At 74.8% G+C, this 12,255-nt stretch carries 13 protein-coding genes; 7 read left to right on the forward strand and 6 right to left on the reverse strand.

Going from position 1 to position 12,255, the window contains the following annotated elements:
* The first annotated feature begins 158 nt into the window (after positions 1–158).
* Positions 159–2,351: an NADP-dependent isocitrate dehydrogenase gene (locus tag KDL28_RS07365; protein WP_252436549.1), complete on the forward strand. Its 2,193-nt coding sequence runs from the start codon at positions 159–161 to the stop codon at positions 2,349–2,351.
* Between the two features lie 95 nt (positions 2,352–2,446).
* Here the strand turns inward: KDL28_RS07365 and KDL28_RS07370 are convergent, their stop codons facing one another.
* The gene (locus tag KDL28_RS07370) at positions 2,447–3,088 is read right to left on the reverse strand and encodes a VC0807 family protein (RefSeq protein WP_252436551.1); all 642 of its coding nucleotides are present in this window, start codon (positions 3,086–3,088) and stop codon (positions 2,447–2,449) included.
* Positions 3,089–3,345: 257 nt separating this feature from the next.
* Between KDL28_RS07370 and KDL28_RS07375 the strand changes: the two genes are divergently transcribed.
* Genes KDL28_RS07375 through KDL28_RS07385 form a run of 3 tightly spaced genes read left to right on the forward strand, consistent with a single transcriptional unit; the run spans position 3,346 to position 5,871 of the window.
* Positions 3,346–4,134, forward strand: coding sequence for an ABC transporter permease (locus tag KDL28_RS07375; RefSeq protein ID WP_252436553.1), 789 nt, complete (start codon positions 3,346–3,348; stop codon positions 4,132–4,134).
* Complete coding sequence (locus KDL28_RS07380) at positions 4,127–4,924, forward strand: ABC transporter permease (protein ID WP_252436555.1); 798 nt, start codon at positions 4,127–4,129, stop codon at positions 4,922–4,924. Before KDL28_RS07375 ends, KDL28_RS07380 begins: the two co-directional genes overlap by 8 nt.
* Entirely contained in the window at positions 4,921–5,871 is a 951-nt protein-coding gene (locus tag KDL28_RS07385; RefSeq protein ID WP_252436557.1) for an ABC transporter ATP-binding protein, read from the forward strand. The genes KDL28_RS07380 and KDL28_RS07385 overlap by 4 nt, the downstream gene beginning before the upstream one ends.
* Positions 5,872–6,027: 156 nt before the next feature.
* Here the strand turns inward: KDL28_RS07385 and KDL28_RS07390 are convergent, their stop codons facing one another.
* The 4 genes from KDL28_RS07390 to KDL28_RS07405 all read right to left on the reverse strand — a co-directional run bounded on the left by KDL28_RS07390 (position 6,028) and on the right by KDL28_RS07405 (position 9,033).
* On the reverse strand, positions 6,028–7,341 hold the full coding sequence (locus KDL28_RS07390) for a DUF2252 domain-containing protein (protein ID WP_252436559.1): 1,314 nt from the start codon (positions 7,339–7,341) through the stop codon (positions 6,028–6,030).
* Positions 7,342–7,374: 33 nt separating this feature from the next.
* Entirely contained in the window at positions 7,375–7,668 is a 294-nt protein-coding gene (locus tag KDL28_RS07395; protein ID WP_372496906.1) for a DUF3017 domain-containing protein, read from the reverse strand.
* A gap of 2 nt (positions 7,669–7,670) precedes the next feature.
* Positions 7,671–8,528 (reverse strand): bifunctional methylenetetrahydrofolate dehydrogenase/methenyltetrahydrofolate cyclohydrolase, encoded by an 858-nt coding sequence (locus KDL28_RS07400; protein WP_252436561.1) that lies wholly within the window; start codon positions 8,526–8,528, stop codon positions 7,671–7,673.
* A gap of 121 nt (positions 8,529–8,649) precedes the next feature.
* Positions 8,650–9,033, reverse strand: a complete 384-nt coding sequence (locus tag KDL28_RS07405; protein WP_252436563.1) for a nuclear transport factor 2 family protein — start codon at positions 9,031–9,033, stop codon at positions 8,650–8,652.
* 60 nt (positions 9,034–9,093) lie between these two features.
* Between KDL28_RS07405 and KDL28_RS07410 the strand changes: the two genes are divergently transcribed.
* Entirely contained in the window at positions 9,094–9,696 is a 603-nt protein-coding gene (locus tag KDL28_RS07410) for a TetR/AcrR family transcriptional regulator (protein ID WP_252436565.1), read from the forward strand.
* A 9-nt stretch (positions 9,697–9,705) separates the two neighbouring features.
* Here KDL28_RS07410 and KDL28_RS07415 read toward each other — a convergent pair whose 3' ends face one another.
* Positions 9,706–10,278, reverse strand: coding sequence for a hypothetical protein (locus tag KDL28_RS07415; RefSeq protein ID WP_252436566.1), 573 nt, complete (start codon positions 10,276–10,278; stop codon positions 9,706–9,708).
* 171 nt (positions 10,279–10,449) lie between these two features.
* Here KDL28_RS07415 and KDL28_RS07420 point away from each other — a divergent pair, with 171 nt between their 5' ends.
* Positions 10,450–11,586: a sensor histidine kinase gene (locus KDL28_RS07420; RefSeq protein ID WP_252436568.1), complete on the forward strand. Its 1,137-nt coding sequence runs from the start codon at positions 10,450–10,452 to the stop codon at positions 11,584–11,586.
* Complete coding sequence (locus tag KDL28_RS07425; protein ID WP_308215942.1) at positions 11,583–12,254, forward strand: response regulator; 672 nt, start codon at positions 11,583–11,585, stop codon at positions 12,252–12,254. Before KDL28_RS07420 ends, KDL28_RS07425 begins: the two co-directional genes overlap by 4 nt.
* Position 12,255 lies beyond the last annotated feature (1 nt).

Consider the following 12,255-nt stretch of genomic DNA (forward strand, 5'->3'; position numbering starts at 1 on the left):
CCGGGGCGTGAGGGGACTGCGAGAACGGTAGCCGGTCGAACGCCCGCCGCGCGCCCCCGCGCGTGCGGTTCCCCCTGCTCCGGTCGGCGTCGGATAGCGTGGGCGACGGCGGGCCGCACGTGCCGCCGTCCACCCGAAACCAGGCAGGCGGAGCGACGATGAAGGTCATCTACACCTACACCGACGAGGCCCCCGCGCTGGCCACGCACTCGCTCCTGCCGATCATCGAGGCGTTCGCGGGCAAGGCCGGTGTCGACGTGGAGACCCGCGACATCTCCCTGGCCGGGCGCGTCCTGGCCGCCTTCGGACTGGCCGACGACGCGCTCGGCGAGCTCGGGGAGCTGGCCAAGACGCCCGAGGCCAACATCATCAAGCTGCCGAACATCAGCGCCTCGATCCCGCAGCTCAAGGCCGCGATCAAGGAGCTGCAGGACGGCGGGCACGCGATCCCCGACTACCCCGAGAACCCGCAGACCGACGACGAGAAGGCCGCCCGCGCCAAGTACGACTCGGTCAAGGGCAGCGCGGTCAACCCCGTGCTGCGCGAGGGCAACTCCGACCGGCGCGCCCCCGCGTCGGTGAAGAACTTCGCCAAGAAGCACCCCCACTCGATGGGCGCCTGGTCGAAGGACTCCGCCTCGCACGTCGCCACGATGACCGACGGCGACTTCCGCCACTCCGAGCGCTCCGTCACCTTCGCCGCGCCCGACACCCTGCGCATCGAGCACGTCGGCGGCGACGGCACCGTCACGGTGCTCAAGGAGTCGCTGCCGGTGCTGGAGGGCGAGATCGTCGACGCGGCCGTGATGCGCAAGGCGGCGCTGACGACGTTCCTGGCCGAGCAGGTGGCCGACGCGCAGGCCCGCGGCGTGCTGTTCTCCGTGCACGTCAAGGCCACGATGATGAAGGTCTCCGACCCGATCCTGTTCGGGCACGCCGTCGAGGCCTACTTCGCCGACGTGTTCGCCGAGTTCGGCGAGGACCTGCGCTCCGTGGGCGCCGACCCGGACGACGGGCTGGCCAGCGTGCTCACCGCGATCGGCAAGCTGCCCGACGACAAGCGCGCCGCCGTCGAGCGGGCCATCACCGCCGCCGTGCAGGCGGGCCCGGGGCTGGCCATGGTCGACTCCGACCGCGGCATCACCAACCTGCACGTCCCCAGCGACGTCATCATCGACGCCTCGATGCCGGCGGCGTTCCGCACGTCCGGGCAGATGTGGAACCGCGACGGCGCGCTGCAGGACACCAAGTTCGTCATCCCGGACTCGTCCTACGCGCCCCTCTACGCCGAGACCGTCGACTTCTGCCGCGAGCACGGCGCCTTCGACCCGACGACCATGGGCACCACCCCGAACGTGGGCCTGATGGCGCAGAAGGCCGAGGAGTACGGCAGCCACGACAAGACCTTCGAGATCAGCGCCCCGGGCACCGTCCGGGTCGTCGGCGCGGACGGCGCCGCGCTGCTGGAGCACGAGGTCGCCGAGGGCGACATCTGGCGGGCCTGCCAGACCAAGGACGCCCCCATCCGCAACTGGGTCGAGCTGGCCGTCGGCCGCGCCCGCGCCACCGGCGCGCCCGCCGTGTTCTGGCTGGACGAGACCCGCGGCCACGACGCCGAGGTCATCAAGAAGGTGCGCGAGCAGCTCGCCGAGCTCGACACCGACGGGCTGACCATCGAGATCCTCCCCGTCGCCGAGGCCACCCGGTACACGCTGGAGCGCGCCAAGGCAGGCGAGGACACCATCTCGGTCACCGGCAACGTCCTGCGCGACTACCTGACCGACCTGTTCCCCATCCTGGAGCTGGGCACCAGCGCCAAGATGCTGTCGATCGTCCCGCTGATGAACGGCGGCGGCCTGTTCGAGACCGGGGCGGGCGGCTCCGCGCCCAAGCACGTCCAGCAGCTGGTCAAGGAGAACCACCTCCGCTGGGACTCCCTCGGCGAGTTCCTCGCACTGGCCGTGTCCCTCGAGTTCCTCGCCGACGCCGACGACAACGCCCGCGCCGGGCTGCTCGGGCGCACCCTCGACGAGGCCACCGGCCTGCTGCTGGAGACGGGCAAGTCGCCGTCGCGGCGGGCCGGCGAGCTGGACAACCGGGGCAGCCACTTCTACCTGGCCCTGTACTGGGCCCAGGCCCTGGCCCGGCAGAGCGAGGACGCGGAGCTGGCCGGGATCTTCGCCCCGCTGGCCGAGCGGCTCGCCGCCGACGAGGAGAAGATCGTCGGGGAGCTGAACGGCGTGCAGGGCTCCCCGGTCGACCTCGCCGGCTACTACCACGTCGACAAGGCCAAGGCCGACGAGGTCATGCGCCCCTCCGCCACCCTGAACGAGGCCATCGCCTCCTTCTGAACCCTCCCTGACCCGGCTGACGGCGCACACCGGTCTGCCACCGCGCGCATGTCGGGACGTGTGCGCGGTGGCCACCGCGCGTGCGCGGTGGGCCGTCACGCCGCGACCCGGCGACGACCGAACAGCTCGTTCCACACCCCCGCGCGCCACAGGAAGAACCACGTCGGGGGCTGCAGCGCGGCGATCGTCACGAAGGTCAGCGCCGTGTCCAGAGCGGGCACCCAGGCCACCGGCAGCGTGTAGGCCATCACCAGCCGCAGCGCGCTGTCGGTCAGCGACACCGCGCCCCAGGTGATCGTGATGTCGCGCCACGCCCGCCGGAACCGCGCGTTCGTCTCCCACAGCCGGTCCATCACCACCACCCGCCCGGGCATCATCGAGCGGCTGACCGTGAAGCACAGCGGTCGCCGGGTGAAGGCGCTGGCCAGGGTCCACAGCCCGAACGGTGCGGTCAGCCAGACCCCGCGCGCCAGCAGTTCCCGCGGTCCGCCGCTGCCCAGCAGCGTGGCCAGCAGGCTGAGCAGCGTCGCCGCCAGCACAGCCACCCCGATCGCGTCGACGCGCCGCTCGCGCAGGCCGGTGTACCCGGCGTGCAGCAGCGGCGGCACCGCCGACGCCAGCAGCGCGGGCACGTCCCCGACGCCCCACGCGTGCAGCCCGTAGAACACGGCCAGCGGGGCGGCGACGTCCAGCGCCAGCGTCCGGACGAGCGGCGGGACGGAGCGGTTCTCGGCCATGGGCCCAGGCTCGCCTCGGGACCCCGCCGCCCGCGCCGGCCGACGGCATCGAGCACCCCCTACTTTCGTCGGACTCCGCTCGCCCGCGGCGCCCGCGCCGGTTCAGGAAGGCCACCCTCAGGTCCCCACAGGACAGGAAGGCCACCTTCCTGACCCCGGCAGGTCAGGAACGTGGCCTTCCTGAACTCCGGGCGGGCCCAGCGCCGGGGCGACGAGCCGGCGAAAACCGGTTGTGGACGGCCGTAACGTGGACAGACGTGCTGTCGCCCTACCCCCTGTTGGTGCGCGCCGGCTACCGGCGGCGCAGTGTCTACCTCACCGCCAGCCTGGCCGGGCTGTTCACCAACACCGTGTTCGGGCTGCTGCGGGTCGCCGTGCTGCTGGCCGTGGTCGCGCAGACGGGCAGCACCGCCGGGTACGACGCCGGGGCGGTGTCCGCGTTCGTCTGGCTGGGCCAGGGGCTGATCGCCGTGGTCATGCTGTGGGGCGACGGGGAGCTGTCCGAGCGGGTCCGCAGCGGCGACATCGCGATCGACCTGTCCCGGCCGTGGGACCTGCAGCTCGCGCTGCTGGCCGGCGACCTGGGCCGGGCCGGGCACGCGGTGCTGTTTCGGCTCGCCCCGCCGGTGGCGTTCGGGGCGCTGGTGCTGCCGTTCCGCTGGCCGACCGACCCGGTCCCGACGATCCTGCTGTTCACCGCCTCGACGGTGCTGGCGGTGGTGGTCAGCTTCGCGCTGCGGTTCCTGCTCGACCTGTCGACGTTCTGGCTGCTCGACTCCCGGGGCGTGCGCTCGGTCTACAACGGGCTCGGCGGGGTGCTCGCCGGGCTGACCGTGCCGCTGGCGTTCTTCCCCGACGCGCTGCGCGGGCTGCTCTACGCCACCCCGTTCCCGGCGATCCTGCAGACCCCGATCGACGTGTTCACCGAGCGCGACGGGCTGGCGGCGCTGCTCGCCCACCAGCTGCTGTGGGCGGTGGCGCTGCTCGCGCTCGGCCGGCTGGTGCTGGCCAGGGCCACCCGCAAGCTGGTGGTGCAGGGTGGCTGAGGGGGTCTACCGGCGGATCGTCGCGTCCCGGGTGCGCAGCCAGCTGGCGTACCCGACGTCGTTCGCGCTCGACTGCCTCGCCCAGGCGATCGGGCAGGCGCTGGAGCTCGTGGTGATCCTCGTGGTGTTCGGCCGGGTGCGGTCGCTCGGCGGTTTCGACCGCGAGGAGGTGCTGCTGATGTACGGGCTGGCCGGGATCGCGTTCGGCCTCGCCGACCTCGCCGTCGGCCAGCTCGACGACCTGCCCCGCTGGATCCGCACCGGCGAGTTCGACGTGCTGCTGGCCCGCCCGCTCGGGACGCTGACCCAGCTCGCGACCAGCGACCTGCAGCTGCGCCGGCTGGGTCGGGTCGCCGTGGGGCTGGTGGTGCTGGTCGCGGTGATCACCGGCGCGGGCATCGAACCGACCCCGCTCAACCTGGCGCTGCTCGTGGTCACACCGCTGGTCGGGACGGTGCTGATCAGCGCGATCTGGGTGGCGACCTGCGCCGTCTCGTTCTGGGTCGTCGACGGCAAGGAGGTCGCCAACGCCTTCACCTACGGCTCGTCGCTGACCACCTCCTACCCCGTCACGGTGTTCGGCCCGTGGCTGCGCCGGGTGTTCTGCTTCGCGGTGCCCTCGGCGTTCGTCGCCTACTTCCCGGCGCTGGCCCTGCTCGACCGCCCCGACCCGCTGGGCCTGCCGCACGCCCTGCGCTACGCCTCACCGCTCGTCGCCGTCGTCGCGGTCGCCGTCGCCGCACTCGTCTGGCGGACCGCCGTCCGCCGCTACCAGGGAGCCGGATCATGATCGTCGAGACGCACGGGCTGCGCCGGGAGTTCCGGATCGGGCGCATCGGCCGTCGCCGCACCGTCGTCGCGGTCGACGGGATCGACCTGACCGTGGCGCACGGGGAGGCCGTCGGGTTCCTCGGACCCAACGGCGCCGGGAAGTCGACGACGATCAAGATGCTGACCGGCATCCTGGTACCGACCGCGGGAACGTTGCGCGTCTGCGACCTGGACCCGGTGCGCAGCCGCCGCGAGCTGGCCCGACGCATCGGCGTGGTGTTCGGGCAGCGCAGCCAGCTGTGGTGGGACCTGCCGCTGCGGGAGAGCTTCGCGCTGCTGCGGGCCATCCACCGGGTCGAGCCCGCCGTGCACCGCGAGCGGCTCGACCGCTGCGTCGACGTGCTCGGGCTGGCCGAGTTCCTGGACGTGCCGGTGCGCCAGCTCTCGCTGGGCCAGCGGATGCGCGGCGAGGTCACCGCGGCCCTGCTGCACGCCCCCGACCTGCTCGTCCTCGACGAGCCGACGGTCGGGCTCGACCTGGTCAGCAAGGAGCGGCTGCGGCTGTTCCTGCAGGAGGTCAACGCCGCGGGCGAGGTCACGGTGCTGCTCACGACGCACGACCTGGCCGACGTCGAGCGCCTGTGCCGGCGGGTCGTGGTGATCGACCACGGCACCGTGGTCGCCGACGACTCGCTCGCCGTCCTGCGCACGACGTTCGGCGGGGCCCGCGAACTGGTGGTCGAGCTGACCGCGCCCACCCCGGCGCTGACCGGGCTGCCCGGGGTGCGGGGCGTCGCGGTGGAGGCCGACGGCCTGCGCCAGCGCCTCGCCTTCTCCCCCGCCGACACCACGGCCGCGGCCCTGATCGCCGCGGTCGCCGCGCGCGTCGACCTGCGGGACGTGACGGTGGTCGAGCCCTCCATCGAGGACGTCATCCGCACCCTCTACGCCACCCGCACCACCTGACGCCCTCCCCGCGCCCGGCCCCGGCTCCCGCCCCCGCCCCGCCGTGTCAGGAAAGCCACCATCAGGACGTCTGGTGTCCTGATGGTGGCTTTCCTGACATCCGGGCGGGGGCGGGGGCGGGCGGCGGCGGGGGCGGGAGCCGGGGGGTGGGCGGCGTCAGAGGTGGGTGGAGGAGGAGACGCCGGGGATCGCGCCGCTGCGGAAGGCGTCGACGAACAGGGCGTGGTCGGCGCGGACCTGGCTCGCGTAGGTGTGCGCGAACTCGACCACCCAGTCGGTGAACTCCGCGTCCCGCCCGCCGATCGAGGCGGCGATCGCGTCCTCGCTCTGGAACGGCACGAGCGAGTGGTCGGCCTCGGAGTCGGCGACGCTGTGCGCCTTCGCGGTGGCCTTGCCCAGGTAGTCCACGACCGGGCCGATCTCCGCCGGCTCGGTCAGCTCCGACCAGTCCAGGTCGGCCTCGTAGGGCGAGACCTCGCTGACCACGAAGCCGACGCCGTCCAGGTCGGTCCAGCCGAGCAGCCGGTCGGCGTGGGCCTGCAGGGCGCGCTGGGACACGGCGGTGCGGTGCCCGTGGTGGTGGAACGCGCCGGCGATGGCGGGGTCGGTGACCACGCGCGAGGGCGCGGCCACGTTGCCCTGCTTCATCGACAGCACGACGTCGTTGTCGAGCGCCTCGTTGTAGCCCTCGATCAGCACGGTGTACGCGGGCAGCCCGGCGCTGCCGATGCCGAACCCGGAGCGGCCGGCCACGTCCTTCACCGCGTAGGCGACGCCGCGGTAGCGCTTCTGCTCCGGGATCGACTCCAGGTAGCGCTCGAACGCGTCGAGCACGGCGGTCCGCTCGCCGTCCTCGAGCCTGCGCAGGCCGGGGACGCCGCGCAGGCGGCGGTCGAAGCCCTCGGTCTCGGTGATGGCGTCGAGCAGGCCGACGCGGGTGCGCAGCCGGGCCAGCTGCAGCACCTGGTGCACGGGCCCGTCGGTGGAGCCCAGCCGCAGCGAGAAGCTGCGGTCGTCGTCGCGCTCGACGAAGCGGCGGATCTGGGCGACGTAGGCGCCCACGTACCGGCGGACGAGCGCGGTGATGTCGTCGTCGGAGATGGCCTTGCTCCAGGCCATCAGGGCGAGGCTGGCCGCGAACCGGTTGACGTCCCAGGTGTAGTGCCCGACGTAGGCCTCGTCGAAGTCGTTGACGTCGAAGATGAGGGCGCCGTCGCCGTCCATGTAGGTGCCGAAGTTCTCGGCGTGCAGGTCGCCCTGGATCCACACGCGGCTGGTGCGCTCGTCGACCCACGGGTCGTCGCGGTCGGCGACGTCGGCGTAGAACAGGCAGGCGCTGCCCCGGTAGAAGGCGAACGGGTCGGCCGCCATCTTGCGGAACTTGGTGCGGAACGCCGCGGGATCGGCGGCCATCAGGTCGGAGAACGCCGCAACCAGGGTGTCCACGATCGTGGCGGCACGGTCCGTCATGGCGCTGATCATGCCCCGCCGGGTGTCGGTGCGTCAGTACGTCAGGTCCGACGACGCCCGCACGATCGTCAGCGCCAGCACCAGCATCGCCCCGCCGAACGCCGAGTAGACCAGCACGTCGACGGGGCGGCTGCGGATGGCCAGCAGGCCGACGCGGTCGGTGGGCAGCACGATCCGCAGCAGCGCGGCGAGCAGCAGCGCGCCGCCGAGCAGCGCCGCGCCCTCCCGCCAGTGCTGGGTGAGCACCCGGACCATCCCCACCGCGACGACGGTGAACACCAGCGCCAGCGGGGCGTGCACCGGCAGCCGGGAGCGCAGACCGGGCACGGTCACAGCCCCGCCGCGGTCCGCTCCGCGGCCTCGACCACGTTGGTGAGCAGCATGGCCCTGGTCATCGGGCCGACGCCGCCGGGCATGGGGGCGATCAGCCCGGCCACCTCGGCGGCCTCGGGGGCCACGTCGCCGCGCAGGCCCTCGTCGGTGCGGGTGACGCCGACGTCGAGCACCGCCGCCCCCGGCTTGATCATGTCGGCGGTGATGAGCCCCCGGTTGCCCGCCGCGGCCACCACCACGTCGGCGCGGCGCACCTCGGCGGCCAGGTCGCGCGTGCCGGTGTGGCACAGGGTGACGGTGGCGTTCTCCGAGCGCCGGGTGAGCAGCAGGCCCAGCGGCCTGCCCACGGTGATGCCGCGCCCGACCACCACCACGTGGGCCCCGTTGAGCTCGACGTCGTAGCGCCGGCACAGCTCGACGATGCCGCGCGGGGTGCACGGCAGCGGGCCGGGCTCGCCCAGCACCAGCCGGCCCAGGCTCACCGGGTGCAGGCCGTCGGCGTCCTTGGCCGGGTCGATGCGCTCCAGCGCGGCCCCGGCGTCCAGCCCGGCGGGCAGCGGCAGCTGCACGATGTAGCCGGTGCAGGCCGGGTCGGCGTTCAGCTCGTCGATGACGGCCTCGACGTCGGCCTGGGTGGCGGTGGCGGGCAGCTCGCGCTGCAGCGAGGTGATGCCGACCTTGGCGCAGTCGCGGTGCTTGCCCCGGACGTAGGAGTGCGAGCCCGGGTCGTCGCCGACGAGCACGGTGCCCAGACCCGGGGTGACCCCGGCGGCCTTGAGCTTCTCGACGCGCCCCGCGATCTCGCCGAGGATCTCCTGGAGGGTGGCCTTGCCGTCCATCACCGTCGCCGTCACGGCGCCATCCTCCCAGAACGGGTCGCCCGCCCGGACCGGCCGGGTTCCGTGGTCGGGGTGCGCACCGCCGCCGGGGCTCCCCGCGACGGGTGTCGCACGGCGGGGCACCGGCTGCGGCCGCTCAGCCCGGCAGCGTCCGGGTGATCTGGTCGACCCGGCGCAGCCGCCCGTCGGGGGCGAGGGTCCCGAACAGGTGCGCGTCCATCGTCAGCTCGCGCCCCTTCCGGAGGGTGGCGCGCAGGGTGTAGCGGGCGGCGACGCGGTCGCCGGAGACGACGACGTCGTGCACCTCCACCCGCACCGAGCGGGCGTTGTGGCGGGCCGGCCGGACGTGGGCGACGAGCCGGTCGCGGTCGAGCGCGTTGCCGTCGGACACCCACTGGATGTCGGGCGCGTGGTACCGGTCGACGACCGCGGCCGGGTCCTCGTCGCCGGAGGTCATCTCCGCGGTGTACCCGCGGAGGTAGCCGGCGAAGTCGTCGGCGGGGACGGGAGCGGTGGGCATGCGGACCCCCTTCTTTGACAGCGATGTCAAAGATAAGGCCGCCGGCTAAGCTTGACAAGCATGTCCGAGATCCCGCCCGCCCGCCGCCGCCGCGCGGACGCCCGCCGGCACGCCGCCGCCGTGCTGGACGCGGCCACCCGCGTGCTCGGCCGCACCCCCGAGGCCGGGATCGAGCAGGTCGCCGCGGCCGCCGGCGTGACGCGCCAGACCGTCTACGCGCACTTCCCCACCCGCGACGCGCTGCTCGCCGCGGTGCTGGACCGGATCACCACCGACGTGCTGGACGAGCTGGATGCCGCCGAGCGCGACGCCCCCTCGGCGACCGGGGCCCTGCTGGCGCTGCTGGACGCGACCTGGCGGCTGCTGGAGCGCTACCCGCTGCTGCTGCACGAGTCGGTGGCCGCGCCCGATCCGGCGCAGGACCACGCCCGGCACGAGCCCATCCGGGCGCGCTTCGAGCGGGTCCTGCGCCGCGGGCGCGACGGCGGCGAGTTCGACCGCGACCTCCCCCTGGACTGGCTGGTCGCCGCCGTGATCGCGCTCGGGCACGCGGCCGGCGCCGAGGTGGGCACCGGCCGGTCGACCGCGGCCGCGGCGTCGGCGGCGCTGCGGACGAGCGTGCTGCGGCTGCTCGGGCCCGCGCGCCCGCCGTCGGACCGCTGACCCCGATCCTCAGCCCCGGACCACCGGTGCCGGCCGCGGCGCCGACCGGCCGGCGCGGGCCGGCACGTCGAGCGCGACCGAGAGCCCCAGCAGCAGCGGGACGACGACCAGGTACACCGAGGTGACCGCCTCCGGCGCCACGAAACCGACCGGCAGCCACAGCGCGGTGGCCAGGAGCAGCCAGCTCGTGCGGGCCGGCCACACGCGCGCGGCCACGACGGTGATCCCGACCGCGATCATCCCCAGCTGGCTCAGCGGCCAGGCCATGTCCAGCGCCAGCAGCGCCCCGGACAGCTCGTACTGCCCCCGCGCCAGCGCGATCAGCGTGGACAGCGCGGCCAGCCCCAGCAGGACCAGCTCCACCGCGACCGACCAGCGCCCCCACCGGCCGCGCCCGGCTGCTCCGGTCCCGCCCACCACCGCGACGAGCGCGATCACGCCGAGCAGGTACACCCCGCTGGACCACACGTCGGTGGCGCTCACCGCGTCCCCGTCCGGCGGCGCCAGCAGGCCGACCGCACCCCACACGACCCCGCCCGCGGCGACCGCCGCCCCACCCGCCCGGACCATCGCGCTGTTCATCGCCTGTCTCCTCCCCCGCCCGCCGCGGCTCGGCGGGCCGGGACAGCCTGGCCGCGCGACCCCGTTCCGGTCGTCGCCCGCGATCGTGATCCCGGCGTCCGCCGCGCGGTGGACGCGGATCCACCGCGAGGGGGACTCCGGCGGGCGCCGGCTCGGCTAGCGTCAGCCGCTGTGCGCGCCCCCACCCGCCTCGACGCGGCCATCGCGGGCGCGCTCGGCGCCGGGGGCCTCGCCGAGCTGGCGCTCGGCGCGCTGCCCGACTCCGACCCGCTGGTCGCCGCGGGCGTGATCGTGATCGCCGCGGGTGCGCTGCTGCTGCGCACGCGGGTGCCGCTCGTGGCGTTCGGGGTGGCGCTGCTGGTGCTGGCGGCCTCGGAGCTGCCCGGCGACGGCGTCGGGCTGACCGCGTCGATGGCGCTCGGCCTGCTGGTCGCGCTGAGCAGCGTCGCCCAGCGGTGCGCGCCCGCCGTGGGTGCGGCGGCGGCGACGGGCACGTTCGCGCTCTTCGGCGCCCTGAGCCTGCTCGGCGACCGCCCGTGGGACGTGATGGCGATGCTGCTGGGCACCGGCTCGGCGTGGGGCATCGGCCGGCTGGTGCGCCGCGAGCAGGAGCGCAGCGCCGAGCTGGCCGCCGTCGCCGCCCAGCTGGCGCTGGAGCGCGAGGCGCGGGCGGACGAGGCGGTGCGCGTCGAGCGCGGGCGGATCGCCCGCGAGCTGCACGACGCCGTGGCCCACATCGTCAGCGTGATGACCCTGCAGGTCGGCGGCGTGCGCCGGCTGCTGGACGCCGGCGGCGGGCACGACCGCGAGGCCGGGATGCTGCGCGGGGTGGAGGACCTCGGCCGGGAGGCGGTGGCCGAGCTGCACCGGGTGGTCGGGGTGCTGCGCGCGCTCGCCGCCGAACCCGATGGGGAGTCCGGGCTGGCGCCGCCGCCCCGGCTGGAGCACGTCGGGCAGCTGGCCGAGCGCATCCGGTCGGCCGGGCTGCCGGTCGACCTGCGGGTCGAGGGCGAGCCGCGCCCGCTGCCCGGCGGGCTCGACCTGGCCGCCTACCGGATCGTCCAGGAGGGCCTGACGAACGCGCTCAAGCACGCCGGGCCGGCGCGGGCGCGCGTCGTCGTGCGCTACGACCCCGCCGAGCTGACCGTGTCGGTCGTCGACGACGGCGCGGGCGGCCCCGGCGAACCGGCAGGCCACGGTCTCGCCGGGATGCGCGAGCGCGTCGGCATGTACGGCGGCGAGCTGGAGACCGGGGCGGCCCCGGGCGGGGGCTGGGCGGTGCGCGCCCGGCTCCCGGCGCCGCCGTGAGCGGGCGCGCGATCCGCGTCCTGCTCGCCGACGACGAGATCATGATCCGGGCCGGGCTGCGGCTGGTGCTGGAGACCGAGCCCGACATCGTCGTCGTCGGCGAGGCGGGCGACGGGGCCGCCGCCGTGGCGGCCACCGCCGCGCTGCACCCCGACGTCGTGCTGATGGACGTGCGCATGCCGGGCCTGGACGGCCTGGCCGCGACCCGGCGCATCCTGGAGGGCCACCCCGCGGTCCGGGTCGTCGTGCTGACGACCTTCGACGACGACGCCAACGTGCACGCCGCGCTCCGGCTGGGCGCGAGCGGCTTCCTGCTCAAGGTGGCCCCGCCGGAGCGCCTGGTCGACGCGATCCGGGTGGCCGCCGACGGCGGCGCCCTGCTCGACCCGCTGGTCACCCGGCGGGTGATCAGCGCGTTCAGCACGCTGCCCGAGCCGGGCCGCCGCCCGCGCCCGCCGGCCCTCGACCGGCTCACCGACCGCGAGCACGAGGTGCTGCGGATGCTGGCCCGCGGGCTGTCCAACGCCGAGATCGCCGCGGAGCTGGTGGTCGGCGAGGCCACGGTGAAGACCCACGTCGCGCGGGTGCTGATGAAGCTCGACCTGCGCGACCGGGTCCAGGCGGTGGTGTTCGCCTACGAGCACGGTCTGGTGGAGCCGGGCGCCTGAG

The sequence above is a fragment of the Pseudonocardia humida genome, assembly GCF_023898865.1.
In the GTDB taxonomy this organism is placed as follows: domain Bacteria; phylum Actinomycetota; class Actinomycetes; order Mycobacteriales; family Pseudonocardiaceae; genus Pseudonocardia; species Pseudonocardia humida.

Excerpts from the sequence above, each read along its gene's own strand:
- KDL28_RS07405 (WP_252436563.1), bottom strand. The coding sequence starts at position 9,033 with ATGCCCACCGCTCCCGTCCCCGCCGACGACTTCGCCGGCTACCTCCGC.
- KDL28_RS07385 (WP_252436557.1), top strand. The coding sequence starts at position 4,921 with ATGATCGTCGAGACGCACGGGCTGCGCCGGGAGTTCCGGATCGGGCGC.
- KDL28_RS07390 (WP_252436559.1), bottom strand. The coding sequence starts at position 7,341 with ATGACGGACCGTGCCGCCACGATCGTGGACACCCTGGTTGCGGCGTTC.
- KDL28_RS07410 (WP_252436565.1), top strand. The coding sequence starts at position 9,094 with ATGTCCGAGATCCCGCCCGCCCGCCGCCGCCGCGCGGACGCCCGCCGG.
- KDL28_RS07365 (WP_252436549.1), top strand. The coding sequence starts at position 159 with ATGAAGGTCATCTACACCTACACCGACGAGGCCCCCGCGCTGGCCACG.
- KDL28_RS07370 (WP_252436551.1), bottom strand. The coding sequence starts at position 3,088 with ATGGCCGAGAACCGCTCCGTCCCGCCGCTCGTCCGGACGCTGGCGCTG.
- KDL28_RS07415 (WP_252436566.1), bottom strand. The coding sequence starts at position 10,278 with ATGAACAGCGCGATGGTCCGGGCGGGTGGGGCGGCGGTCGCCGCGGGC.